This is a genomic window from Streptomyces sp. NPDC031274, from assembly GCF_055570235.1.
The window spans coordinates 237431-261463 of record NZ_JBVIHP010000007.1; the positions used below are offsets into that span (position 1 = coordinate 237431).

At 69.2% G+C, this 24033-nt stretch carries 28 protein-coding genes and 1 pseudogene; 13 read left to right on the plus strand and 16 right to left on the minus strand.

All coding sequences use genetic code 11. The features are described 5' to 3' along the window. Window positions 1–85 precede the first annotated feature (85 nt). Window positions 86–466 carry a WhiB family transcriptional regulator gene (locus ACZ5CR_RS14570; RefSeq protein ID WP_453532313.1) on the plus strand — a complete coding sequence of 127 codons (381 nt, stop codon included), beginning with the start codon at window positions 86–88 and terminating at the stop codon, window positions 464–466. A 141-nt stretch (window positions 467–607) separates the two neighbouring features. Here ACZ5CR_RS14570 and glpX read toward each other — a convergent pair whose 3' ends face one another. After that, window positions 608–1639 carry a class II fructose-bisphosphatase gene (gene glpX, locus ACZ5CR_RS14575; RefSeq protein WP_468857344.1) on the minus strand — a complete coding sequence of 344 codons (1032 nt, stop codon included), beginning with the start codon at window positions 1637–1639 and terminating at the stop codon, window positions 608–610. Window positions 1640–1854: 215 nt separating this feature from the next. On the opposite strand from glpX, the gene ACZ5CR_RS14580 reads away from it, so the two are divergent. Beyond that, window positions 1855–2373, plus strand: a complete 519-nt coding sequence (locus ACZ5CR_RS14580) for a DUF4245 domain-containing protein (protein ID WP_468857345.1) — start codon at window positions 1855–1857, stop codon at window positions 2371–2373. Between the two features lie 99 nt (window positions 2374–2472). Here the strand turns inward: ACZ5CR_RS14580 and ACZ5CR_RS14585 are convergent, their stop codons facing one another. The 4 genes from ACZ5CR_RS14585 to ACZ5CR_RS14600 form a co-directional block, all read right to left on the minus strand. Beyond that, window positions 2473–3063 (minus strand): malonic semialdehyde reductase, encoded by a 591-nt coding sequence (locus tag ACZ5CR_RS14585; protein ID WP_383274959.1) that lies wholly within the window; start codon window positions 3061–3063, stop codon window positions 2473–2475. A 240-nt stretch (window positions 3064–3303) separates the two neighbouring features. Then, window positions 3304–3564: an exodeoxyribonuclease VII small subunit gene (locus ACZ5CR_RS14590; RefSeq protein ID WP_468857346.1), complete on the minus strand. Its 261-nt coding sequence runs from the start codon at window positions 3562–3564 to the stop codon at window positions 3304–3306. Between the two features lie 56 nt (window positions 3565–3620). Beyond that, window positions 3621–4850, minus strand: a complete 1230-nt coding sequence (gene xseA, locus ACZ5CR_RS14595) for an exodeoxyribonuclease VII large subunit (protein WP_468857348.1) — start codon at window positions 4848–4850, stop codon at window positions 3621–3623. Between the two features lie 120 nt (window positions 4851–4970). Then, window positions 4971–6389: an APC family permease gene (locus ACZ5CR_RS14600; protein WP_468857350.1), complete on the minus strand. Its 1419-nt coding sequence runs from the start codon at window positions 6387–6389 to the stop codon at window positions 4971–4973. Between the two features lie 84 nt (window positions 6390–6473). On the opposite strand from ACZ5CR_RS14600, the gene ACZ5CR_RS14605 reads away from it, so the two are divergent. Together ACZ5CR_RS14605 and ppgK are read left to right on the plus strand one after the other, a co-directional pair. Next, entirely contained in the window at window positions 6474–7457 is a 984-nt protein-coding gene (locus ACZ5CR_RS14605) for a 4-hydroxy-3-methylbut-2-enyl diphosphate reductase (protein WP_468857352.1), read from the plus strand. A gap of 35 nt (window positions 7458–7492) precedes the next feature. Then, window positions 7493–8245, plus strand: a complete 753-nt coding sequence (gene ppgK, locus ACZ5CR_RS14610) for a polyphosphate--glucose phosphotransferase (protein ID WP_468857354.1) — start codon at window positions 7493–7495, stop codon at window positions 8243–8245. Window positions 8246–8332: 87 nt separating this feature from the next. On the opposite strand, the gene ACZ5CR_RS14615 is transcribed toward ppgK, so the two are convergent. After that, on the minus strand, window positions 8333–8971 hold the full coding sequence (locus tag ACZ5CR_RS14615; RefSeq protein WP_468857356.1) for a DUF6542 domain-containing protein: 639 nt from the start codon (window positions 8969–8971) through the stop codon (window positions 8333–8335). A gap of 197 nt (window positions 8972–9168) precedes the next feature. Between ACZ5CR_RS14615 and ychF the strand changes: the two genes are divergently transcribed. The 5 genes and pseudogenes from ychF to ACZ5CR_RS14640 all read left to right on the plus strand — a co-directional run bounded on the left by ychF (window position 9169) and on the right by ACZ5CR_RS14640 (window position 12034). Continuing rightward, window positions 9169–10257 carry a redox-regulated ATPase YchF gene (ychF, locus tag ACZ5CR_RS14620; RefSeq protein WP_468857358.1) on the plus strand — a complete coding sequence of 363 codons (1089 nt, stop codon included), beginning with the start codon at window positions 9169–9171 and terminating at the stop codon, window positions 10255–10257. Window positions 10258–10636: 379 nt separating this feature from the next. Beyond that, entirely contained in the window at window positions 10637–10921 is a 285-nt protein-coding gene (locus ACZ5CR_RS14625; protein WP_468857360.1) for a hypothetical protein, read from the plus strand. Further along, a pseudogene (locus ACZ5CR_RS14630) lies at window positions 10903–11109 on the plus strand (DNA-binding protein); the annotation flags it as partial. The gene ACZ5CR_RS14625 and the pseudogene ACZ5CR_RS14630, both read left to right, overlap by 19 nt. A 260-nt stretch (window positions 11110–11369) precedes the next feature. Continuing rightward, entirely contained in the window at window positions 11370–11621 is a 252-nt protein-coding gene (locus ACZ5CR_RS14635; RefSeq protein WP_468857361.1) for a type II toxin-antitoxin system VapB family antitoxin, read from the plus strand. Continuing rightward, a complete protein-coding gene (locus tag ACZ5CR_RS14640) occupies window positions 11618–12034 on the plus strand; it encodes a PIN domain-containing protein (RefSeq protein ID WP_468857363.1) in 417 nt (138 codons plus the stop codon). The genes ACZ5CR_RS14635 and ACZ5CR_RS14640 overlap by 4 nt, the downstream gene beginning before the upstream one ends. Window positions 12035–12231: 197 nt before the next feature. On the opposite strand, the gene ACZ5CR_RS14645 is transcribed toward ACZ5CR_RS14640, so the two are convergent. The 3 genes from ACZ5CR_RS14645 to ACZ5CR_RS14655 form a co-directional block, all read right to left on the minus strand. Further along, a complete protein-coding gene (locus ACZ5CR_RS14645; RefSeq protein ID WP_468857365.1) occupies window positions 12232–13275 on the minus strand; it encodes an ABC transporter permease subunit in 1044 nt (347 codons plus the stop codon). Further along, complete coding sequence (locus ACZ5CR_RS14650; RefSeq protein ID WP_468857366.1) at window positions 13272–14270, minus strand: ABC transporter ATP-binding protein; 999 nt, start codon at window positions 14268–14270, stop codon at window positions 13272–13274. The genes ACZ5CR_RS14645 and ACZ5CR_RS14650 overlap by 4 nt, the downstream gene beginning before the upstream one ends. Before the next feature lie 153 nt (window positions 14271–14423). Further along, on the minus strand, window positions 14424–14597 hold the full coding sequence (locus tag ACZ5CR_RS14655) for a hypothetical protein (protein WP_468857368.1): 174 nt from the start codon (window positions 14595–14597) through the stop codon (window positions 14424–14426). A 153-nt stretch (window positions 14598–14750) separates the two neighbouring features. On the opposite strand from ACZ5CR_RS14655, the gene ACZ5CR_RS14660 reads away from it, so the two are divergent. Further along, window positions 14751–16007 (plus strand): sensor histidine kinase, encoded by a 1257-nt coding sequence (locus tag ACZ5CR_RS14660; RefSeq protein WP_468857369.1) that lies wholly within the window; start codon window positions 14751–14753, stop codon window positions 16005–16007. Then, entirely contained in the window at window positions 16004–16660 is a 657-nt protein-coding gene (locus ACZ5CR_RS14665; protein WP_468857370.1) for a response regulator, read from the plus strand. The genes ACZ5CR_RS14660 and ACZ5CR_RS14665 overlap by 4 nt, the downstream gene beginning before the upstream one ends. 140 nt (window positions 16661–16800) lie before the next feature. On the opposite strand, the gene fusA is transcribed toward ACZ5CR_RS14665, so the two are convergent. Both fusA and ACZ5CR_RS14675 read right to left on the minus strand, forming a co-directional pair. Next, on the minus strand, window positions 16801–18876 hold the full coding sequence (fusA, locus tag ACZ5CR_RS14670) for an elongation factor G (protein WP_468857371.1): 2076 nt from the start codon (window positions 18874–18876) through the stop codon (window positions 16801–16803). A gap of 534 nt (window positions 18877–19410) precedes the next feature. After that, on the minus strand, window positions 19411–19683 hold the full coding sequence (locus ACZ5CR_RS14675) for a hypothetical protein (RefSeq protein ID WP_389903720.1): 273 nt from the start codon (window positions 19681–19683) through the stop codon (window positions 19411–19413). Window positions 19684–19842: 159 nt separating this feature from the next. On the opposite strand from ACZ5CR_RS14675, the gene ACZ5CR_RS14680 reads away from it, so the two are divergent. Then, the gene (locus ACZ5CR_RS14680) at window positions 19843–20136 is read left to right on the plus strand and encodes a chaplin (protein WP_468857372.1); all 294 of its coding nucleotides are present in this window, start codon (window positions 19843–19845) and stop codon (window positions 20134–20136) included. A gap of 48 nt (window positions 20137–20184) precedes the next feature. Here the strand turns inward: ACZ5CR_RS14680 and ACZ5CR_RS14685 are convergent, their stop codons facing one another. The 3 genes from ACZ5CR_RS14685 to ACZ5CR_RS14695 are packed head-to-tail and all read right to left on the minus strand — an operon-like array spanning window position 20185 to window position 22206. Continuing rightward, window positions 20185–21057, minus strand: coding sequence for a tyrosinase family protein (locus ACZ5CR_RS14685; RefSeq protein WP_468857373.1), 873 nt, complete (start codon window positions 21055–21057; stop codon window positions 20185–20187). A 39-nt stretch (window positions 21058–21096) separates the two neighbouring features. Beyond that, complete coding sequence (locus ACZ5CR_RS14690) at window positions 21097–21519, minus strand: tyrosinase cofactor (RefSeq protein ID WP_468857375.1); 423 nt, start codon at window positions 21517–21519, stop codon at window positions 21097–21099. 36 nt (window positions 21520–21555) lie between these two features. After that, window positions 21556–22206, minus strand: coding sequence for a vitamin K epoxide reductase family protein (locus ACZ5CR_RS14695; RefSeq protein WP_468857377.1), 651 nt, complete (start codon window positions 22204–22206; stop codon window positions 21556–21558). Window positions 22207–22340: 134 nt separating this feature from the next. Between ACZ5CR_RS14695 and ACZ5CR_RS14700 the strand changes: the two genes are divergently transcribed. After that, on the plus strand, window positions 22341–22556 hold the full coding sequence (locus ACZ5CR_RS14700) for a hypothetical protein (protein ID WP_468857379.1): 216 nt from the start codon (window positions 22341–22343) through the stop codon (window positions 22554–22556). A gap of 88 nt (window positions 22557–22644) precedes the next feature. On the opposite strand, the gene ACZ5CR_RS14705 is transcribed toward ACZ5CR_RS14700, so the two are convergent. Both ACZ5CR_RS14705 and ACZ5CR_RS14710 read right to left on the minus strand, forming a co-directional pair. Beyond that, a complete protein-coding gene (locus ACZ5CR_RS14705) occupies window positions 22645–23148 on the minus strand; it encodes a DUF5949 family protein (RefSeq protein ID WP_468857381.1) in 504 nt (167 codons plus the stop codon). Between the two features lie 301 nt (window positions 23149–23449). Beyond that, window positions 23450–23731: a hypothetical protein gene (locus ACZ5CR_RS14710; RefSeq protein ID WP_468857383.1), complete on the minus strand. Its 282-nt coding sequence runs from the start codon at window positions 23729–23731 to the stop codon at window positions 23450–23452. Window positions 23732–24033 lie beyond the last annotated feature (302 nt).

Here is a 24033-nt window from a genome sequence, read left to right on the forward strand (position 1 = left end):
GGAACTCAGTGCATAGGCGTGTGCACAGCGGGTAGAGCTTGCTGCATCGTCTCTCGCTCGCGAAGCCGTCGTCAGGAGTAGACCCGTGCTGCAGCCGTCGCATCAGTCCCTGCAGGTCGCCGCCGTTCCGGCCCAGCGGGAACCAGTGCGCGATCGGAACCAAGACGCTCCATGGCACACCGAGGCGGTGTGCCGACGAGACGAGGCCGGGTTGTTCTTCGCCCCGTCCAAGGAGCCGACCGCCTCACGCCTGTCCCGGGAGGAAGCCGCGAAGCGTGTCTGTGGCGGCTGTCCCGTGATGGTCGAGTGCCGGGAGCACGCCCTGCTCCAGCCCGAGCCGTACGGAGTCTGGGGCGGTCTCACGGCCGCGGAGCGCCGCGTGGTGCTCGCCAGGCGGCGCCGGCGCGAGGTGGAGCTCAAGAAGGCCGCGCACACGACCGCGGGCCCGATCGCCGCCGCCGGGTAGCGGTTCGCGCGTTGGCGTCCGCGCGTTCTTGTACGCACGTTCTTGTACGCACGTTGCGTACGCCGGAGGGGGCGACCCCCGCACGGGGCGCCCCCTCCGGCGTACGCGATGTACTTCGTGCCGGACGTCCTGCTTGGCGCGCTACTTGGCGCGGTCGAAGTCGATGGCGCTGTACGCGCGCAGCTTCTTGAGCCGGTGGTCCGAGTCGATCTTGCGGATCGTGCCCGACTTGGAGCGCATGACGAGGGACGAGGTCGAGGCCGTCTCCGCGGCGTAGCGCACGCCCTGGAGCAGTTCGCCGTCCGTGATGCCGGTCGCGACGAAGAAGACGTTGTCCCCGCGGACCAGATCGGTCGTGGAGAGCGTGCGGTCCAGGTCGTGGCCCGCGTCCAGCGCGCGCTGGCGCTCGGCGTCGTCCTTGGGCCACAGCTTGCCCTGGATCACACCGCCGAGGCACTTGATCGCGCAGGCCGAGATGATGCCTTCCGGGGTGCCGCCGATGCCCATGAGCATGTCGACGCCGGTGCCTTCGCGCACGGCCATGATCGAACCGGCGACGTCGCCGTCCGAGATGAACTTGATGCGCGCGCCGGTCTCGCGGATCTCCTTGACGATGCCCTCGTGACGGGGGCGGTCCAGGATCATGACCGTGACGTCCTCGGGCGCACGGCCCTTGGCCTTGGCGACGCGGCGGATGTTGACCGAGGCGGGGGCGTTGATGTCCACGTAGTCCGCGGCCTCCGGGCCGGTGACCAGCTTGTCCATGTAGAAGACCGCGGACGGGTCGAACATGGCGCCGCGGTCGGCGGCGGCGAGCACGGCGATGGCGTTCGGCATCCCCTTCGCGCAGAGGGTCGTGCCGTCGATCGGGTCGACGGCGATGTCGACCTCCGCGCCGGTGCTGTCGCCGATCCGCTCTCCGTTGAAGAGCATCGGGGCCTCGTCCTTCTCGCCCTCACCGATGACGACGATGCCGTTCATCGAGACGGTGGAGACGAGGGTCCGCATGGCCCTGACGGCGGCGCCGTCGGCGCCGATCTTGTCGCCGCGGCCGACCCAGCGGCCCGCGGCCATGGCGGCTGCCTCGGTGACCCGGACGAGCTCCAGGGCGAGGTTGCGGTCGGGAGCCTCGGGAGAGACTTCGAGCTCGGAAGGGAGATGATGCTCGGTCATCGGAGAGCACCTTTCTGCTGATACAAAAAAGTGGCGCGCCCGCAGGGCGTCCTTGGAAGGGCGGTGCTGGGAGACGGGAGGGCGGCCGGATGAGGGTGTGCCTTGACTCTATCGGCAGGCCGACAAAATGAGCAGAGGGCCCCACGCATGAGCGGATCGGGCACTTTGGCAACACCGGGGGAAGAGCCGCGTCCGGCGCCTGAGAACATGGGGGCGTGGCAGGCAGACAAGGCAAGCAGACCGTACGGAACATGCTGTGGTCGATGGCGGTGATCGTCCTCGTGGCCGGTGCGATGTACGTCTTCATCCCGCACGACGACTCCAAGAGCCCCGTCAAGCGCGTCGACTACAGAGTCGAGCTGCTGAGCGCGCGACGGGCGGCGGCCTACCCGGTGGCAGCCCCCGAGGGCCTGGCCAAGGCGTGGAAGCCGACGTCGGTGCGGTTCGACGGCTCCCAGGGCGACAGCTGGCACCTGGGCTTCCTCGACCCGTCCGGTGAGTACGTCGTGCTCAAGCAGTCCACGGCGAAGCCGGTCAAGTTCATCGAAGAGGCCACGCAGAGGGCCGTGCGGACGAAGACCACCGAGGAGATCGGTGGCGAGACCTGGCGCCGCTACGAGGGGCAGACGTACGACGCCCTGGTGCGCGAGGACAAGGGCGCGACGACGGTGGTCGCGGGCACGGCGCCGTTCGGTCAGCTGACGGAGATGGCGCGGGCGCTGAAGACGTCCTGACGCTTCGAGCGGTACGAGTGAGGGCCCCGGCGCTGTAGCCGGGGCCCTCACTCGTACCGCTTGTCTGTCTGGCTGCTCGTCCGTCTGAGCTTCAGACGATCAGACGGTCTCGATGACCTGGTCGAACTCAAGGCGCGGGGAGCGCGGGAACCAGGCGTTCTCGGCCGGCTTGCCGATGTTGACGACCATCAGCGGGGTGTGGTCGCCGTCCAGGAACTCCTTCTGGACGCCGGCGGCGTCGAAGCCGGTCATCGGGCCCGCGGCCAGACCGGCGGCGCGCACGCCGATGATGAAGTAGGCGGCCTGAAGTGCGGCGTTGAGCTGCGCGGCACCTTCGCGGGCGGGACGCTCGGAGAAGAACACGTCCTTGGCCTGCGGGAAGTGCGGGAACAGCGCCGGCAGCTCCTCGTGGAACTCGTTGTCCGCGGAGAGGATCGCGACGAGCGGGGCGGACGCGGTCTTCGGCTGGTTGCCCTCGGCCATGTGCTGGACCAGGCGCTCGCGGGCCTCGGGGGAGCGGACCAGGGTGATGCGCAGCGACGACAGGTTGAAGGCGGTCGGGCCGAACTTGACCAGGTCGTAGATCGCCTGGACCTGCTCTTCGGTGACCGGCTCATCGGTGAAGGAGTTCGCGGTGCGGGCCTCGCGGAAGAGCAGGTCCTGTGCGGCGGGGTCAAGGACGAGAGACATGGATCAACCTTCTCGGTGCGTACGTGCGTGGGTGGATCAGCTTGCGGAGCAGCTGGTGAATCAGCTGGTGAATCAGTTCGTGAACGAGCTGGTGGAGCAGCTTGTGAGATCGACGGTACGGCGTTGCGGTTTAAGTTTCAACCAAATCGGCCGCTTGGTGATCGGCTTCACAACCCGCCAGGTCCAGGTCGCGCGAGAGGCCCGAGCCCCCTGGCCCCCGCCTCCGGGGGCAGCCCCGCCTCAGGCGTCGCCGTCGCCCTCGCCCTGATCGCCGTCCCCGTCGGGCCCCGCCAGGGCCGCGTCCAGGCGGGCGCGGGCGCCGTCCAGCCAGCGGCGGCACACCTTTGCCAGCTCCTCGCCGCGCTCCCACAGGGCGAGCGACTCCTCGAGCGTGGTGCCGCCCGCCTCCAGGCGGCGTACGACCTCGATGAGCTCGTCACGCGCCTGCTCGTAGCCGAGTGCGTCCGCCGGGCTCGTGGCCTCGTCCGTCGTGCTGGTCATGTGCCCACCCTAAATGTCGGTTCGTACGGCTTGTGCGGCTTGCGTGTCCTGCGCGGCTAGCGAGGGGGCTCTCCGTCTGCGGCTACGGCTCGTACGGTGAACTCGCCGTCGGCGACCCGTGCCCGCAGCTCCTCGTCGGCCGCCACCTCCTCCGCGGCCCGCACCACCGAGCCGTCCGCCTTCTGCAACACCGCGTACCCCCGTTGGAGCGTCGCGGCGGGGGAGAGGCCCACCACGCGCGCGTGGGTGTGCGTCAGCTCCGACTCGGCGCGGTCCAGGAGGTGCCCGAGCGTGCGGCGGCTGCGGTCGACGAGCGCCGAGACCTGCTCCTCGCGCTCCTCGATCATGCGGTGCGGATTTTCCATGGAGGGGCGGGCGAGGGCGTGCGCAAGGCCGCGGTCCTCGCGGTCGAGATAGGTGTCCATGCAGCGCCGGGCCCGGTCCCGCAGCCAGCGCACGCGCTCGTACTCCTCGCCGACGTCCGGTACGACCTTCTTGGCGGCGTCGGTCGGGGTGGAGGCGCGCAGGTCCGCCACGTAATCGAGCAGGGGGTTGTCCGGCTCGTGCCCGATCGCGGAGACGACGGGCGTACGGCAGGAGGCGACGGCACGCACGAGCTGCTCGTCCGAGAACGGCAGCAGATCCTCCACGCTGCCGCCGCCCCGCGCCACGATGATCACGTCCACCGCGTCGAGCCCGTCCAGTTCCTTCACGGCCTGTACGACCTGCGGCACGGCGTGCACGCCCTGGACGGGGACGTTGCGCACCTCGAAGCGGACGGCGGGCCAGCGGTGCCGGGCGTTCTCGAGGACGTCGCGCTCCGCGGCGGATGCGCGGCCGGTGACGAGCCCGATGAGCTGCGGCAGGAAGGGCAGCGCCTTCTTCCGCTCGGGCGCGAACAGGCCCTCCCCGGCGAGGCTCTTCTTCAACTGCTCGATCCGCGCGAGCAGTTCTCCGACGCCGACGGGCTTTATCTCGACGGCACGCAGGGACAGCTGCCCCCGGGGCGCGTACCACTCGGGCTTGGCGTGGACGACGACGCGGGCGCCCTCGGAGACGACGTCCGCGACGGCGTCGAACACCTGGCGGTAGCAGGTGACGCTGACGGAGATGTCGTGCGAGGGGTCGCGCAGCGTCATGAACACCACGCCGGCGCCGGGCCTGCGGGACAGCTGGGTGATCTGCCCCTCGACCCACACGGCACCGAGCCGGTCGATCCACCCACCGATGAGCCGCGACACCTCGCCGACGGGCAGCGGGGCATCAGCAGACGTGTTCAAAGCCATGCGCCGAGCGTATCGGCAGGGTCTGACAGGGCGTGGTTCCTGTTTCTTGCGCCTGCGCCTGCGCCTGCTCCTGCTCCTGGTCCTGGTCCTGTGCCTGCGCCTGCCAGGCGAAGCGGCGGTCTAGGACTCCGCCCGACGGGCCCGCTGCCCGAACAGCACCGCAAGCCCCACAACCAACCAGATCAACCCCACCACCTGCGCGGACCCCGCGGCCTCCACGATCACAGCGATGGTGATGGCCGCCCCCAGCGCGGGGACCAACAAATGCCGCCACCAGCTGACAACACCCCCGCGCCGCTGAACCGCGAACCACCCCACCACGCTCGCGTGCAACAACACGAACGCCGTCAGCGCCCCGACATTCACCACCGAAACCAGGTGATCCATCCCGTCGTCCCGCCGAGCCGCCCACACCGCGGCGACCAGCGTCACGACAGCCGCGCACAGCAACGCGAGCCGAGGCGTCCCCGAATCGGTCTTCGACAGGGCCCCGGGAAGCCGCCGGTCACGAGCCATGGCGTACAGCAGCCGCCCCGCCGCGGCCTGCCCGGCCAGCGCGGCGAACGCCGCACCGATCGCCTTGCTGACGGCCACCAGGTCATGGAGCCAGTCCCCGACGGCCGAGTCGACGGCATCGTAGAAAGCGGACCCCTGCTTGCCCGGCTCGGCGGCCAGCTGTGCCGACGACATCGGCTCCAGGAGCGCCACCAGATAGGTCTGGGCGATGAAGAGCAGACCGGCGAGCGCCAGACAGAACAGCACCGCCCGCGCTACCTTCGCCGAGCCTCCCGTCACCTCCTCCGCGAACGAGGCGATCGCGTCGAAGCCCAGATACGAGAGCACCGCCACCGACACCGCGCCCACGACGGCGGCCAGCGCGAACGAGCCCTGCGAGCCGTCACCGCTCAGCGGCGAGAGCCAGTCCCGCTGCGCCCCGTCCCGCGCCAGGACGACGATCGCCGACACCACGAAGACCAGAAGCACCACGATCTCCATGGCGAGCACCAGGAACCCGACCCGCGCCGCGGCCCGTACGCCCCACAGGTTCAGCGCGGTCGTCACCAGGACCGCGATCGCCGTCCACACCCACCGGGACACGGAGGGCACCAGGGCCTCCATCGCGATCCCGGAGAAGAGATAGGCGACGGCGGGGATGAGGAGATAGTCGAGCATCGCCATCCACCCGGCGATGAACCCGGGGCCGTTGCCGAGCCCCGCGCGGGCGTAGGCGAAGACGGAGCCCGCCTGGGGGACGACCTTCACCATCTGGGCGTAGCTGAACGCGGTGAACGCCATCGCGATCGTGGCGATGATGTAGACGAGCGCCACCGCGCCGTGCGACTTGGCGTCGAGCGTCCCGAAGACTCCGACCGGCGCCATCGGGGCGATGAACAGCAATCCGTAGACGACAAGATCACGGAAGCCGAGACTGCGGCGAAGGCCGTCGCCCACGTCGGTGGTGCCGGGATGGGCGCCACCGGCCGTCGTGCCTGAACTTGGGTCTGAGCCCGAGCCTGAGTTGTCGGAGTAACCGGACATCGTGCCTCCGTAAGTGAACGCAGGCCTCCAGTCTCCCCAAGAAGGCGATCTTTGACGCGCTGGGCTCGGCCTTACGATGGGGGCATGACTGCTTCGACTCCTGCCCGCCGAGTCCTGCTCGCCGCCCCCCGCGGCTACTGCGCGGGTGTGGACCGTGCCGTGATCGCCGTCGAGAAGGCCCTTGAGCAGTACGGGTCTCCGATCTATGTCCGCCACGAGATCGTTCACAACAAGTACGTGGTGCAGACCCTCGAGAAGAAGGGTGCGATCTTCGTCGACCAGACGGCCGAGGTCCCCGAGGGCTCCATCGTCATGTTCTCCGCGCACGGCGTGGCGCCGACGGTCCACGCCGAGGCCGCCGAGCGGAAACTCGCGACCATCGACGCGACGTGCCCCCTGGTCACGAAGGTCCACAAGGAAGCCGTCCGGTACGCGAAGGACGACTTCGACATCCTCCTGATCGGCCACGAGGGTCACGAGGAAGTCATCGGTACGTCCGGTGAGGCCCCCGACCACATCACGCTCGTCGACGGCCCCGATGACGTCGCGAACGTCGAGGTCCGGGACCCGGACAGGGTCGTCTGGCTCTCGCAGACCACGCTCTCGGTCGACGAGACCATGGAGACGGTCGACGCCCTCAAGACCAAGTTCCCGGGCCTGATCTCCCCTCCGAGCGACGACATCTGCTACGCGACGCAGAACCGCCAGATCGCGGTGAAGAAGCTGGCGGAGGACGCCGAACTCGTCATCGTCGTCGGTTCCAAGAACTCCTCGAACTCGATCCGCATGGTCGAGGTCGCCCTCGACGCGGGCGCACCCGCGTCGCACCTCGTCGACAACGCCGAGGAGATCGACGAGGCGTGGCTCGATGGCGTGACCACGGTCGGCCTCACCTCGGGCGCCTCCGTTCCGGACGTCCTGGTGGACGGCGTCATCGAGTGGCTGTCCGAGCGGGGCTACGGGGACGTGGAGACGGTGAAGACGGCCGACGAGTCGATCACCTTCTCGCTGCCCAAGGAGCTCCGCCGCGACCTGCGCGCCGAGGCCGCCGAGCTGTCCCGGAAGTAGCGCGGGCGTCGGGCACTGGCCGTACCGTGGGGCCCATGCAGATCTTCGGCGTGGACATCGGCGGATCCGGGATCAAGGGTGCTCCCGTTGATCTGGACCGGGGAGACCTGGCACAAGAGCGGCACAAAGTGCTGACCCCGCATCCGGCCACGCCCGACGGCGTGGCCGACAAGGTGCGCGAGGTCGTCGAGCACTTCGAATGGAAAGGCCCCGTGGGCGCCACGTTCCCCGGTGTGATCTCCGGCGGCACGGCGCGCACGGCGGCCAACGTCGACAAGAGCTGGATCGGCACGGACATCCAGAAGCTGGTCGCGGACCGGCTCGGCGGCGACGTCCCCGTCACCGTCCTGAACGACGCGGACGCGGCGGGCGTCGCCGAGATGCACTTCGGCGCGGGCCGCGGCCACAAGGGCACGGTCATCCTGCTCACCCTCGGCACCGGCATCGGCAGCGCCCTGTTCACCGGCGGCCGCCTCGTCCCGAACACCGAGCTCGGCCATCTGGAGCTGCACGGCCACGACGCGGAGAAGCGCGCCTCGTCCAAGGCCAAGGAGGACGAGGACCTCTCCTGGGAGCACTGGGCGCACCGCGTCCAGAAGTATCTGGCGCACGTGGAGATGCTGTTCTCGCCGGAGCTGTTCATCATCGGCGGCGGCGTGAGCCGCAAGTCCCACAAGTTCCTGCCGCTGATCAAGGACATCAAGGCCGAGATCGTCCCCGCGGAGCTGCAGAACAACGCGGGGATCGTGGGCGCGGCGATGGCGGCGGCGGAGGCGGCGGCAGCGTAGGAAGCCCGCCGCTCCAAGCCCCTGCCGCGCTAACCCTGCCCTTGCCCCTTGCCCCTTGCTCTCTGCCCGGCCTGCTCTCTGCCCGGCCTACGGAGTGGGCATCCGCCGCTTGGGCCCTCCTCGTGGCCCGGCGGGGGCGGGGGCGACGGGGGCGGCGGCCCGTGCGCGCCGCCGCTGCCCCATGAGCTTGATCCTGCGCCCGGTCACGATGAGACCGGCGACGAGCGTCCCGCCGTACAGCCAGCCCGCGTGCAGTGCGAGCGACGTGATGAGCCCCATGAGGTGCCCGCCGAAGCCTCCTCCATTGCCGCCCGAGATCGGCAGAAGCCCGAAGGCGAAGGCGATCGGCGCGGCCACCGGCGCGGTCACCAGGTCGGCGGGCCGCACCCAGAACGCGGTCAGCGCGCTCACGGGCAGGAAGAGCACGCCGTACGCGACGACCGAACTGCCGAAGAGCAGCCACAGCAGACAGGCGAGCAGGAACATCACCGCGGCGCAGAAGAGCCCGCTGCCGAGCCCCGTGAGACGCGGGTTCGGCATGCCGCGCAGCGCGCGGTAGAGCGGCAGCGCACGCAGCTTGCGGATGACGGGAGGGGCGGGGCGGCGGGGACGGGACGCGGCGCGGTAGACCGCCGCCGAATCGGCGGGCCTGCCCTGCGGGGGCAGGGGTGCGGTGCGTCGCGGCCGGGCCGGAGACTGAGGGGGACGCGTCCTGTGTTGCTCCACCGGACCAACCTAGGTCGAGCCGTACCGATAATCCGGCATGGGACACGCACTTTGGCCGACCTTGGCCAAGCGTTCGACAGGAGAGCGGTACGCCGACGAGCGCGGGACCCGCACGCCGTAGACTGGGGGATCGCCCTACGGTCGCTCCGGCCCTTCGGGCCGTCCACCCACAGCACTCACGTACGGGAAGTCGCAACGTGTCGCTCACGATCGGAATCGTCGGTCTGCCCAATGTCGGCAAGTCGACCCTGTTCAACGCCCTGACCAAGAACGACGTGCTTGCGGCCAACTATCCGTTCGCCACGATCGAGCCGAATGTCGGCGTGGTGGGCGTCCCGGACCCCCGCCTCACGAAACTGGCGGAAATCTTCTCCTCGCAGAAGATCCTGCCCGCCACGGTCGACTTCGTCGACATCGCGGGCATCGTGCGCGGCGCGAGCGAGGGAGAGGGCCTGGGCAACAAGTTCCTCGCGAACATCCGCGAGTCGGACGCGATCTGCCAGGTCATCCGCGCCTTCAAGGACGAGAACGTCGTGCACGTGGACGGCAAGGTCTCGCCCAAGGACGACATCGAGACGATCAACACCGAGCTGATCCTCGCCGACCTCCAGACGATCGAGAAGGTCCTCCCGCGCCTCCAGAAGGAGTCGCGCATCAAGAAGGACGTGGCGCCCAAGGTCAAGGCGGTCGAGGAGGCCCAGGCGATCCTGGAGAAGGGCGACACGCTCTCCTCCGCGGGCATCATCCAGGGCTCCGGCAAGGAGGAACTCCTCCACGACCTCCACCTCCTCACGACGAAGCCCTTCCTCTACGTCTTCAACGTGGACGAGGACGAGCTGACGGACGACGACTTCAAGGCCGCGCAGAGCGCCCTGGTCGCCCCCGCGGAGGCGATCTTCCTCAACGCCAAGCTGGAGTCGGAGCTCGTGGAGCTGGAAGAGGACGAGGCCCTCGAACTCCTCCAGTCGGTAGGCCAGGAAGAGCCCGGCCTGGCCACTCTGGCCCACGTGGGCTTCCGCACCCTCGGCCTCCAGACGTACCTCACGGCAGGCCCCAAGGAGTCCCGCGCCTGGACGATCCCTCAGGGCGCGACGGCCCCCGAGGCGGCGGGCGTCATCCACACGGACTTCCAGAAGGGCTTCATCAAGGCGGAGGTCATCTCGTTCGAGGACCTGGTGGAGACGGGCTCGGTGGCGGAGGCCCGCGCTAAGGGCAAGGCGCGCATGGAGGGCAAGGAGTATGTGATGCAGGACGGGGATGTGGTGGAGTTCCGCTTCAATGTGTAGCGGGTGACATTTCGCCACGTCGCTGATCTGGCAAACATGCAGCTCAGGGAGGGTCCGACTCTTCGGGGTCGGGCCCTTTGCGTTTTCCCGCGCTGGGATAGCTGGCCCCTCGTCACCTGTCATCACCCCTGCTCATGCCTACCGTGCTGGGATCGTGCTGAGATGGGATGAGAACGCCGTGCTGGGTTTCGGACGGCGCTACCCGATGCGAGGGAGCGGGTGGGTGAGGGTCCATCCACAGGCCTTGTTCACGAATCTGAGGCTCCGCGCCGCTCCGGATCTGCGCCCGAAGCGGCGGGGTTCGCGAGCGATGGCCCGCTGGCTCCCGGAAGGGGGCGTTCCGTAGCGCTTTCCTGCTCGTTTGACACGCTCGGGGGGTATGGGTGAGATGACGTACGGCATTGGGGAAGGGCGGGCGACGCGAGTGAGCCTCTCGCTGCCGGAGGGGACCGCGGAGGCGATCCGGGCACGGGTGGGTAAGCGGGAGTTTTCCGTCTTTATTGCCGACGCGGTCGAACGTGAGCTGCGCGGCCAGGTCCTTGATGAGTACCTGGCGGACTACGAGAGCCGTTACAGGCCCGTCTCCGAGCAGGCTCGCCGGCGGGCACGGCAGGTCTTCGACGAGGTGTTCGCCGAGGAGGGGGAGTGGCCCGCCGCAAGTTGAGTCACAAGGGGACGCTGGTCCTCGACAGCGAGGGGCTTTCGAAGCTGCTCGTCGGCGACGAGCAGGTGGTGGCTCTGGGTGCCGAGGCGCGCTCGCGCGGCATGGAGGTCGTAATCAGCTCACTCGCCATCATCGAGGCTGTCCATGAGTACGGGCGGCCCGGCGAGTGCAAGTGGCGCAGCAACGGATGTGGCTGTTCGCTGACTCCTGCCCTGACAGTCGACGGAGTCGGCAAACACGTCGGCTCTCTGATCTTCACGCATGCCCGTGCGTCGCGAGGGCGGATGCGGCGCTGTGCTGCGTAGAAGGGCTGAATCTCCAGATGGTGATCGATTTCGGGCGCTGTACTCCTGCCTTTGATCCAGGTGTCCGCGCCCAGCGCCCTGATATCATCCCTAACTCAGAAATGATATCATTGCCGAGTTGTCGACCGGCGGAGGGGTGACTGATGGCCAGGACTGTGATCGATCTGGACGACGAGATCGTCGAGCAGGCGATGCGGGTGTACGAGGTGAAGACGAAAGCCGCCGCAGTGCGGGCGGCTATGGAGGAGGGGGTGAAGCTGCGACTGCGCCGGGAGTTGTTCGACGCCATGGATGAGGGCGAGTTCGAGGACGTGTTTGCGGAGATCCGCTCGCAGACGGGGCCGCGGAATCCGGATGGATCTCTGAAGCGTGAAGGCGGGGCCTCGGCGGCGTGAACGGGCGCTACCTCATCGACAAGTCGGCGCTGGCCCGCCGGGGCAAACCGGCGGTGCGGGCTCGGCTCGATGCGCTGGATCGCGATGGGCTCCTGGCGGTGTGCGCCCCGACTGAGTACGAGGTTCTGTACTCGGCACGAGGAAAGCCCGAGGCGCTGCGGTTGCGCACCCTGCTCCGTGGATTCGACTACCTGCCCTGCAATGACGAGGAGTTCGAGCGGGCGCTCGAGATCCAGGCTCTGGCCCTGAACGCCGGCTTTCACCGGGCGCTGTCGCTGGCCGACGTCCTCATTGCGGCAACCGCCGAGCGGCATCGAGCCACGGTCCTGCACTATGACGGCGACTTCGACATGATTGCTTCGGTGAGCGGGCTGCAGGCCGAGTGGGTCGTAGGGCCGGGTACCGCCGACTGAGCCGGAAACGCGCACTGGGATCCGCAGGTGTTGGGTAGCGTTCTCGGCGTCGAATCGTCTTGTACTTTGTCGAGGTTCCCGTGCTGGCGTGGTACTGGGATGACTTCGCGTTTCCGCAGCTCACACGGATTGTGAGTTCCGGTGCAACGCCGGATGGGGCCCGCTCCTCTGGAGTGGGCCCCATTTCCCGTGGGGGGTCAAAGGAGGCGCTTGCGGCCCCAGACGACGATGAAGGCGACGACGGCGGCGGTGGCGGTGAGCATGATGCCCGCTCCGAGCCACTGCATCGTGGCCATCTGCTCGAAGGGGAGGTACTCCTTGGTCCAGCCGACGACGTGCTTGGACTCCAGGCAGGCCGTGTGTGCCTTGTCGTTGTCCATCTTGTCGAGGCAGGTCATCCAGTCCAGGCGGTCTCCGGAGCTGGTGAGGAAGTAGGTGCCCTGTCCCTGCTGCACGGCCATGTCAGGCAGCTCCGGCTGCCTGGCACCGGGGCCGACGCCCTTGTCGGTGCTGGCCGACATGATGTGTCCCAGCCTCGACCGGAGCTCGTCCCAGACGAACCCGATCGCCACGACGATGCCGAGCGTGACCACCATCGACACCAGCGTGCGGCGCAGGAGCAGGCCGACCGCCACGCCCACGGCGAACGTGAGCAGGGAGTAGGCCACCGCCATGGGCCCGGTGACGTCGAAGATCCCGCCGCTGGTCCACTCCACCTGCGTGACGAACCCCTTGACCGGGCTCCACCACCAGTTGAAGACGGCCCCGAGCACGCCGGTGGACAGTGCGACCAGTGCGGCGGGCATGGCGAGCTTCATGGTGAGCCAGCGCAGTCGGCTGACGGACTGCGAGGTCACCAGCTTGGCGGTGCCGGTCTCCAGGTCGCCCGCGATGAACGGGGCACCGAGGAGGACGCCTGCCAGGACAGGGAAGTAGCTCAGGTAGCCCCCGGCCTCGGCCAGCAGGTTGCCGTACCTGTCGAACTCGGGCGGCAGACCGCCGGGCCGCTTCTGGGTCGGTTCCAGGGTGCGCAGGTAGTCCATCATCTGTCCGCGCAGAACGACCATGGCGGTCACGGCCAGGAGCGTGAAGGCGATCATGGTCCAGAACGCGGCGCGGTGCTGGCGCCAGACGAGCCACGCCGTACCGCTGAGCCGGGGTGCGGCCGGCCAGGAACCGCGTCCGTTCTGCGGGCCCTCGTCGGACGTCTTACGGGCCGGGTCGAGAGTGAGGGTGCTCATGCGGTCACAGCCTTCTGGCGGTCGCGGGTGATGATGTCGTGGATGTCGCCGACCTGGGCGCTGGGGGCGATCAGCGAGGGCGCGTCGGGTGAGCGCAGATAGGCGAGCAGCAGCTCTTCCAAGGTGGGCGGCTCGGCCTGCCCGTCGTACTGGATCGGTGCGCTGAGGCGTGCCAGGACGCCGGGCCTGCCGTCGCCGGCGCCGAGGGTCTCGATGACCGTGTGCGGTGCGACGGCGGACTGCGCGCCGTCGCCCGCGGTGGCGAACAGGGCGTGTGCCGAGCGCAGCTCGTTCACCTCGCCCGCGAGGCGCAGCCCGCCGTTCGCGATGACGAGGAGGTAGTCGCAGATGTACTCCAGCTCGGCGAGCATGTGCGAGGACACCAGTACCGTCGTGCCGTGTTCGGCCGCCTCCGCCTTCAGCGTGGCCATGAGCTCGCGGCGCACCAGCGGATCGAGATCGGACATCGGCTCGTCGAGGATGAGCAGGTCAGGGCGCTTGCCGAAGGCCAGGGCGAAGGCGACGCGGGTGCGCTGACCGCCGGACAGCGTGCCGATCTTCGCCTTCATCGGCACCTGGCCCGCGTGGACGATGCCCTCGGCCACCTCCTGGTCCCAGAGAGGGTTGAGCTCGCGGCCCAGGCGCAGGGTCTCGGCCACGGTGAAGCGCCGGAACAGCGGCTTCTCCTGGGTCAGGAACGCGGTGCGCAGGACCGCCTCCGTCGAACCCGGTTCCGAGCCGAACACGCGCAGGGCGCCCGCCGACGGCCGGATCATGTTGGTGGCCAAGCCCATCAGGGTGCTCTTGCCTGCGCCGTTGGGGCCGACAAGGCCGCATACCCGCCCGATCGGCAGCTGGAAGGAAACGTCCCGCAACGCCCAGCCTCGCCGGTACTCCTTGCCGAGCCCGTGGGCCTCGATCGCCGGACCGTAGACGGGCGGCGGTCCGAATCCCGGGCCGTTGCCGGGCTGCGTCTCTGCGTAGGCGTCGTGCATGTGTGGCTCCTGTGCGTACGTGTGGGAGGGGCGGCCGTGTGTATGTGGGGGCGGGCCGGGTGTTGTGCGTGGGGGAGGCGCGGCAGGCGGCGTGCGACGCTGGGCGGGGCGCTCGGCTGCCGACGGTGATCGACGGCGGTGGTCGGCGGCCGGTCAGCCGAGTCGGCGTTTGACGCCGTCGGAGGGAGGGAGGGCGCCTCGATCGGCGCGCCGAGATCCCGAGTGGTCCGAGTGGGTCCGCGTGGGGCTGAGCGGGGAGCGGATCTCCGCCGACGCGTGCTCCAGCACCTCCGGGGCTTCTGCTGGGGTGACGTCGGCCGTGATCATGGCATGCTCCTCGTGCGATGAAGGATGAAGGGCGAGCGCCGCCCGGTGAGAACGACTCTCCTCTGCCGCGGCTCGCGGCGGATCGGGCGAAAGACAGATCATTCGCGGTCGGCTCCGACTTTCGGCCGGTCCGCGGTAGGGATGGTGAGAGAGATGCTGAAGGCGGCGAACGCAGCGATCACGGCCACAGCGACGGCCAGAGCCACAGAGGGGAAGGGCCTTTCGCGGCTCGTCCCCGCAATGGTGTGGCTGCTGCTCGGGGGCCTGGTCGCGCTCGTCCCGTTCGACTTGGCGGCGGGTTTCTACTGGATCTCGGACCACGGCCCTGCCAAGCTGATCGGCGCCCTGCTCGCAGTCGGCCTCGTCGTCGTCTCACCCCGGCTCAAGAGCCGGGAACTGTCCGTGGCCGTCTTCGTGGTCGCGGTCATGTCGCTGTGCCTGTCGGTTTGGCTGCACCTGGAGATGAGGGTGAGCTCGCAGGCGATGGGATTCGCCGAACCGGCGGCGCTGACGTGGCTCCTGCTGCTCGTCGCCCGGCGGGGGAAGCCGTCGTGGGCGATGCTGGCCGTCCCCGCGCTGATGACGGCGATCGTGCTGCGGCCGGTGTCCGTCGCGACGCGGCAGTCCACCACCATCCTGGCGCTGCTCTATGCCCTGGCAGCGGTCACGGCGTTGAGCATCGGCCTCGGAATGCGCTTCCTCCTGGTGGACCGGCGTCGGCAGGCGGCGGCCCTGCGCCTGGAGCAGCGGACGGAGTTCGCCAGGGACCTGCACGACTTCGTCGCCCACCACGTGACGGGCATCGTCGTACAGGCACAGGGAGCCCACGCGATCGCGGGCCGCAAGCCCGAACTGGTGCCGCCCGCGCTGCAGCGGATCGAACAGGCGGGCTCGGAGGCGCTGACCTCCATGCGGCACATGGTGGGGATGCTGCGCGACGCCGACGGAGAAGTGGCACTGACGCCGCTGTCGGGCATCGATGAAGTGCGCTCGCTCGTCGAGGAGTTCTCGGCGGTCGGCGGCGCGCGGGCCGAGCTCGATCTCGAAGGGGCCTTCGACGACCTGCCGGTCGAGGTGACCACCACCGCACACCGGGTGGTGATGGAGGCCCTCACCAACGTACGCAAGCACGGCCACGGATGCACCGAAGTGCGGGTGCGCGTGGACCGCTCGGGAGACCGGCTGACCGTACGGGTCACCGACGACGGACGGCCCCACCACGTCTCCACCGGCGGGTTCGGCCTCAGGGGCCTGGCCGAGCGGGTGAGCCTGATCGGCGGAAGCGTCCAGGCGGGCCCGGTGACGGGCGGCGGCTGGGGAGTGGAGGCGACGCTCCCCGTGCCCCGGTCCGCGTCCCCGGCCAAGGTGCCCATGGCGAAGGCGTCCACGGCGAAGGCGACGGCGTCATGACGATCCGCGTCCTGATCGCCGACGATCAGGCCATGGTCCGCGCCGGGTTCACGATGATCCTCGGTGCGGAGGACGACATCGAAGTCGTCGCGGAGGCCACCGACGGGGTGCACGCGGTGGAACTCGCCGAGCACCACCGGCCCGACGTGGTCCTCATGGACATCCGCATGCCCCGCATGGACGGCCTCGAGGCGCTGCGCAGACTGACGCGCCCCGGCACCGTGAACCCGCCGAAGGTCGTCGTGGTCACGACGTTCGACGACGACGAGTACGTCCAACGCGCCCTGAGCGAGGGCGCGTCCGGCTTCCTGATCAAGGACTCCGGCCCTGCCCTGCTCGTCGAGGCCATCAGGGCGGCCGCCTCCGGCGAGGCGCTGGTGAGCCCGGCCATCACCGTCCGGCTGCTGCGGCGCCTCAACAGCACCGTCCCCGCCTCCCGGGAGCCGCACACCGCGCTCTCGGAACGGGAGAAGGACCTGGTGCGCCTGGTGGCCAGAGGCCTGACCAACGCCGAGATCGCGGGCGAACTGGTCATCTCCGTGGGCACGGTGAAGACGCACCTCGGCAACGTGCAGACCAAACTGTCCGCCCGCAACCGCGTGGAGATCGCTGCCTGGGCCTGGGAATCAGGCCTGGTGGACGCGCGAGGATAGGCCTCCGGACGGGGGCGGCCCCGCTCATGCGAGTGGAGCCACCCCTTCCGGACGGGGGACGGCCCCGCTCATGCGAGTGGAGCCACCCCTTCCGGACAGGGGACGGCCCCGCTCACGAGAGCGGAGCCACCCCCGCAGGCCTATCCAGCCGACACCCCGGCCGGAACCCCCGCGTAACCCATCGGCCGCGTGGTGAACGTGCCCCGGCCCTGCGTACGGCTGCGCAGGCGGGACGCGTAGCCGAACAGCTCGGCCAGTGGCACGGTCGCCGTGATCGTGGCCGTGCCGGATCGCGTGGCCGAGTCCGAGACTCGGCCGCGCCGTGCCGCGAGATCGCCGAGTACGCCGCCGACCCCGTCGTCCGGCACCGTGGCCGTCAACTCCACTATGGGTTCGAGGAGTTCCATCACCGCCGCGCGCAGTGCCGTACGCAGCGCGAATCTGCCCGCCGTCCGGAACGCCATCTCCGAGGAGTCCTTGGGATGGGTCGCTCCATCGGTCAGCGTGACCCGCAGGCCCGTCACCGGGTGGCCGCCGAGGGGTCCATCGGCGAGAGCGTCCAGGCAACCGGACCGCACCGCGCGGATGTACTCCTGCGGCACCCGGCCCCCGGTGACGGTGGAGTCGAACTCGAAACCGTGAGCCGTGCCTGCCGCCGGCCGCAGTGGTGCGACGTCGAGCACCACATGCGCGAACTGGCCCGCACCACCGTCTTGTTTCACATGCCGGTACACAAGGCCCGACACTCCGCGGACGACCGTTTCACGGTAGGCCACCTGCGGTCGGCCGACGCCGACCTCGATGCGGTGGGCGCGACGGATCTTCTCCACCGCGACCTCCAGATGCAGCTCGCCCATGCCGGACAGCACCGTCTGGCCGGTCTCCCCGTCAACCCGTACCGCCAGCGAGGGATCTTCCTCGACCAGGCGGGCGAGGGCCGACGACAGCCTGCCGGTGTCCACGCTCCTGCGGGCCTCGACCGCCACGGAGACCACCGACGCCGCCACCGCGGGCGGTTCGAGGACCAGGGGCGCCGCGGGGGCGCACAGTGTGGTGCCCGCGCGGGCCGTTTTCAGGCCGACCACCGCCACTATGTCCCCGGCGGTCGCCTGGTCCAGTTCCGCGTGGCGGTCGGCCTGCACGCGCAGGATGCGGCCGATCCGTTCGCTGCGGCCGGTGCCCGCGTCCATCACCGTCTCTCCCTTCGTGATCGTTCCCGAGTACACACGTAGATACGTCAGCCGTCCGGTCGCTGTCGCGTTCACCTTGAAGGCCAGGCCCGCGAACGGCGCCGCGGGGCTGGCGATACGTTCCTGCACCGTGTCGCCCAGAGTTCCGCGTACCGCCGGCACATCCGCCGGTGACGGCAGGTAGGCCACGACCGCCTCCAGCAGTGGTTCGATTCCGCGGTTGCGGTAGGCGGACCCGCACAGCACCACCACGCCCTCACCGCTGAGGGTGAGATCGCGCAGCGCGGAGGCCAGAGTCGGGGTGGAGAGCGCCGACGTCGTGCAGTACTCCTCCATCGCGGCGCCATGGAGCTCCGCCACCGTCTCGTCGAGCAGCTGCCGGCGCCGGTGGGCCTGCTCGTGCAGAGCCGCGGGGATCGGGACCACTTCGTACGTGTCACGGTCCGCGTGCCAGACCAGGGCACGCATGCGCAGCAGATCCACGACTCCGGTGAACTCGCTCTCCCGCCCGATCGGCAGCTGCACCACGAGCGGGACCGTGTGCAGCCGCTCCCGTATGGAGGCGACCGCCGTGTCGAGGTCGGCGCCCGCCCGGTCCAGCTTGTTGATGAACGCGATCCGCGGCACGTCGTACCGATCGGCCTGCCGCCACACCGACTCGCTCTGCGGTTCGACCCCGGCGACGGCGTCGAACACCGCGACCGCACCGTCGAGCACACGCAGGGAGCGTTCCACCTCGTCGGCGAAGTCGACGTGGCCCGGAGTGTCGATCAGGTTGATTCGGTGACCGTCCCAGGCGCAGCTGACCGCCGCGGCGAAGATGGTGATCCCGCGATCGCGTTCCTGCGTGTCGAAGTCGGTGACGGTCGTGCCGTCATGGACCTCACCTCTCTTGTGGGTGGCGCCGGTCAGGAACAGGATCCGTTCCGTGACGGTGGTCTTCCCCGCGTCGACGTGGGCGAGGATGCCGAGATTGCGGACATCGGCGGATGAACGGGCGGACAGGTGTGGGGTGTTGGTGCGCACGGCCCGAGGCCTTTCGGTGTGATGCGGGGCGGGGCAGCGCGATTTCCGGGCGTGACCACCAGAAGGACGGGCCTGACCACCAGACGGAGCAGGGCGGTGTGACCAGGCCGGGGCATGCCCGGCGGGTCGGCTCACAGGTCGGTCTGGGGTGAGTCAGATGTTCGCCACGGACGAGCGGTGACGGCCGCGCAGCCGGCACCGCACACGCGAAGACACCAGGATCACGTCGAACCGCGACCGGGGAGCGCTGACGGCAGTGCGGTGACGCATGGCCCGGCCCCCTCGCTTGGCTGACGGATGAATGTCCGCGATTGAATCTCTACGTACGACTGAATCTCTGCGTACGACTGAATCTCTGCGTACGACTGAATCTCTGCGACTGGATGTCCGCGACGACTGGCTCGACGAAGGCTCTCCGCCCTGTCGCCGCAGCGCGAGTCTAGTGATCCGGACTCCGCGCAGTCACCGGAATTAATTCGGGTCCTGAGGCGGGGCCGAACCGCCGTGGGCTCGGCCTCGCCCCTGTGTGCGTGACTACTGCTCGATCGCCGGAAGGAGACCCGTGACCGGTGCGGCCAGGTCGGTCAGCTGGTGCAGCTCGTTCAGCTGGTAGAGGTCGTTCAGCCCGTTGAGCTGGCTGGTCACGGTCGGGAGCTCTTCCTGCTGCTCCGCCGGGATGCCGGACATGGCGATCGAGTCGATCATGCCGGTGGGGGAGATGGGCGCGGCGCTCGCTGCGGGGGCGGCCAGGGCGGTGGCACCGGCGGCGAGAGCGAAGGCGGCGGCGATGCGTCGTGTTGAGATCATGTGATGCGCAACGGCTCGGGGCAGCGCTGGACACGGGCGTCCAGGCGATTTCACCAATGATGTACCGATCAGTGCCGTTACCTGCTGCCGGTGACGCCGTTGAAGGGACAGTACGGCCGCGTACATGCGGCGGTACTCGTCAATTCAAAGGAGAACGTGATGTCTCGCATCGCGAAGGCAGCCGCTGTTGCCCTCGGCACTGGCGCCGTGGTGCTCAGTGGCACCGGTATGGCCATGGCGGACGCGGGCGCCGAAGCTGCGGCCGTCGGCTCGCCCGGCGTCCTCTCGGGCAACCTCGTCCAGGTTCCGGTCCACGTGCCGGTCAACCTGTGCGGCAACACTGTGGACGTCATCGGTCTGCTGAACCCGGCGTTCGGCAACACGTGCGCCAACGCCGACGGTGGCCACCACAACCCCGGCCACCCCGGTGGTCCCGGCGGCTACGGCGGCTGATCCCCCCATGTGAAAGCCCCCGACGGTCACGCGCCGCCGGGGGCTTTGTCATGCGTAGCGGTAGATGCCGCGATGGCCGAGCAGCTCGTCCGGCGTCGCGTCCCACGGCGGCATCGGCTCGTGGCGGGCGGCGACGCGTCCGTGCGGCGGGCCGTTGTCCGCGTCCGGCGGCTCAGCGGGCAGATAGGGCGCGGAGTCGGGGTGCCGCGCCTGCCAGCGGTCCCACAGCAGGTCGACGAAGGAGTGGTTCAGCCAGAAGACGGGGTCGTTGACCGACGCGCCGCCGAGCATGTGTCCGCCGACCCAGCGGTGGACGCGGTTGTGGTTGCGCCACTTGTCGTTGCCGGTGTGGGACGTCCACCCCTCCAGCTTGTTGCGGTAGCCCTTCGGCGAGGTGGAGTCCCAGGGCGGTGTGTCGTACACCGGGTCGCGCATGGCCCAGGCCAGTTGGTCCGGGGTGGGCAGTTCGGTCGGGTTCTGCGGCCTGCCGAAGTCACGCATGAGGAAGTCGCCGTCCGTCTCCCCCTCCTTGACGACCCAGTGGCCGTTCGTGCGGGCGAACGGACCGGTCATGACCTGCCGGTCGGAGCGCCGTCCGTTGCCGCCCATGAGTCCGCTGCCCCAGAGCGAGGCATTCGCCGTCCTGTCCACCGTCCAGTCCCAGTACGGCACGGACACCGCGGAATCCACCCGCTGGAGCGCCCGCTCGAACTCCAGGAGGAACCGGCGGTGCCAGGGCAGGAACGAGGGCGTCATATGGGCGACCCGCAGCCCTGGTTCCCCGTCGGAGACGTAGTACTGGATGTGCGTCCGGACGAACTCGTCGTACTCGCCCGTGCGTTTGAGCTCAAGCACCGCGTTGACGAAGCGCCGCTTCTCGGCGCTGGTGAGCCGGGCCTGGTTCTTGCGCGTGTAGACCACTTCGCTTCGCTTCCTCCGGTCCGATGTGCGGGGCCGTGATCAGGCGTGACCGCCGCGCAGCTGCTGGCCACGGCCGAGTTCGTCCACTGCTCTGCGGGTGGCGATGAGGGGCGTCGGATACGACTCGTAGTGGTCGACCATGCTCAGATAGCCGCCGTCGGCGCGCCGCATGAGGTGGAGCGGGCGGCCGTCGACCGTGATGTCCCAGAAAGCGCCCGCGTGTTGACCGCCTGCGGTGGCTCTCGATCCGCGGATGTGCCGGCCCTCGTACATCTCGTCGAAATCGGACGCGCCTTCACCGAGGTCGTCGGACGGCCGGTCATGAGCCGTGTCCCGGGTCGACCAGAAGAGGGCGGCCGGCGCCGTCACGGCGGCGACGGCGACGGTGATGAGGCCACGCATCGTGGCCCGGCGCGTGAGCCGCTCCGTCCACGTACCGTCGCGCGCTGCTTCCTTGATCACTGGTGATGTCCCCTCCTTTTCAGCTGGTCCAGAGGTTCAGCTGGTCCAGAAGTCCCACCAGCGCGTGAGGATCAGCATCCCGATGACGCCGACGTGCAGTACCGGAAGCACCCACGTGAACTCACCGAGGAACGTGCGCAGCCAGGAGGGTGCGGGCAGCAGGCCGTTGCGGACGTTGAACGAGGTGACGTACCAGAACATGATGATCGTGGCGGCCCAGGCCAGGCAGCACCACAGGCACAGCGAGTTGATCTCGTAGAGCGACTGGTACTGCAGCCACGTGCAGAAGCCGACCCCGAAGAGCGTGCCCGCGTTCAGCGTCAGCCAGTACCAGCGCGGGAAGCGCGCGCGGCCGAGCAGGCTCATGCCGACACAGATCACGACCGCGTACGCGGCGATGCCCAGCATCGGGTTCGGGAATCCGAAGACCGACGCCTGCTCGCTCTTCATGATGTTGCCGCAGGAGACCACCGGATTGAGGCTGCATCCCGGCGTGAAGTCCGGGTCCTCAAGGAGCTTGAACTTGTCCAGCGTGATCACCCACGCCGCGAGCAGCCCCGCCGCACCCGTGATCACCAGGAGCAGCGCGAACGCACGGCTCCCGCCCGTACCGCCGGACAGCGGGTCCACGCGCCCTAAGGGCGCTTCGGGCTTGCGGGCCTGGGGCAGGGGCGTGCTGGTGTCCATCGTTGCGGTCCTCACTCGGTTCACGGGCGGCGGGCTCGACACCCTTTTGCAGTAGTCGCGCATCTCTCGGCAGGACAGGGTCTGCGGGGCTGATTAGCGTCGGTCGCGTCCCCAACGGATCGAGGAGATCCCCCATGAAGATCACGCTTCGTCGTGCCGCAGCGACGGCCATACTCACCCTGGCCGTGGCGGTTCCGTTCACAACTTCCGCTCAGGCGGCCGGAGTTCCCGCGCCGAAGGCCGCGGCCTCCCACCCGTGCGACCACGGCGGTTGCTGGGACGACGACTGGCACCATCACCACCACGACCACCACCTGCTGGACGCGGACCTGGGTCTCGGTCTGCTCTGAGGCGGTGCGCTGAAGCGTCACGCGCTGGGGTCCGCCGGTCTGTCCCGACCGGCGGACCCCAGTCGCGTGCGGGCCCTGTCGGCGGCTCCTAGCCGCGCAGGCTCTTCACGGTGAGCAGGCAGTGCGCGGAGTTGATCATGGTCTCCTCGGCGCCCGCGAACGCCGCGAGGGCCTCCTCGGCGAGCGGAACCCCGGGCTTGGCCTCGGGCCAGGGGCGCGTGGTGAACATGAAGTAGGCGTGTCCCCGCTCGCCCACGGCGACGAGCCACTCAGGCGGTACGACGCACTGGGCGCTGAGGTAGGGCATGTTCAGTGCCGCTTGGCCGGCCTCGACGAGGAGGGTGACGGGAAGGCTCGGGTTGCGGGAGCTCTCCACGACGGGGCCGCCGACGGGGAGCCCGTTGTTCTGCAACAGGGCCTCGATGGCCGCGGTCGCGCCCTCGGGTCCGCCTTCGCCGTCGCCCAGCGAGTAGGCGAGCAGGAAGGGCATGTCCTTCTCGTCCTCGGGGTGTTCACCACTCCAGGAGACCACGGTGAGGGTGCCCAGATCGGCGGCTCGGAAAGTGCGGGTTTCGCTCGATGTCGAGGTCATCCCGGAACCGTATCGATGCTTCTGGGTGTCTCGGGCCCGGTCGTCACTTGACTGGGTGAGTGCGGGCGAGCGATCACACGATCGGGGCACGCGCCGGTCGAACTCCGGGGCCCTTCAGTCGAACTGAGGCCCTGGGAAAGAGCGGACAGGGAGAGAGGGGCGACGTCCCAGAACGCCTGAGGGCCGGTTCCGCGGTAGGCGAATGCGGAACCGGCCCTGCGGGTTCAAGGTGTCGCGTCCAGGCTGCCGGGGACGTCGGGCGAGCGGACAGCCGCGCCCTCGGCGGTGGCCGGGGAGGGCCCTACTTCGAGAGGGGAAGACCGCCGAGCAGCTTGCCCGCGCCGCCACCCGCGTGCAGGTCCTTCGCGGCACCCGACACGGTGTTGATGACGGAGTCCTTGTTCTTGGTGTCGAGGGCGTTCGTGGCCAGCGGGGCCGCGTCCAGGTTCTGCGTCTGGCCTGCGATCGTGTCCACTGCACCGTTCAGGCTGGTGGGCGTGAGGTCGGAGGCGAAGGCGGGTGCGGCGACACCAGCGATGACCATGGATCCGGCAACGACGGCGGCAGCCTTCAGGGGCTTCATCGTGTTCCTTTCTTGGGCGACGGACGGTCGCCAGAGGGGATTTTCACTTCTCCTTGGGTAACGAGTGCTGTGTACGCCGGAAACTCTGTGCGGCGGAAATTCCCGGAACCCACCCGAACGAAGGCGCTGTCTCATTCTCGTATGAGATGGGCGCGCCGACGGTGCAAAGGGGCCGACTCGGCGGGTGACGGCGCGGTCGGCAATGTGGACGTGAAATGCCCGTCGCGTCGGCCAAGCAGGCCGACGCAGAAGAGAGATCGACGTAGGGTCAAAGAAAGCAAATGTTTTGGGAAGTGACCACC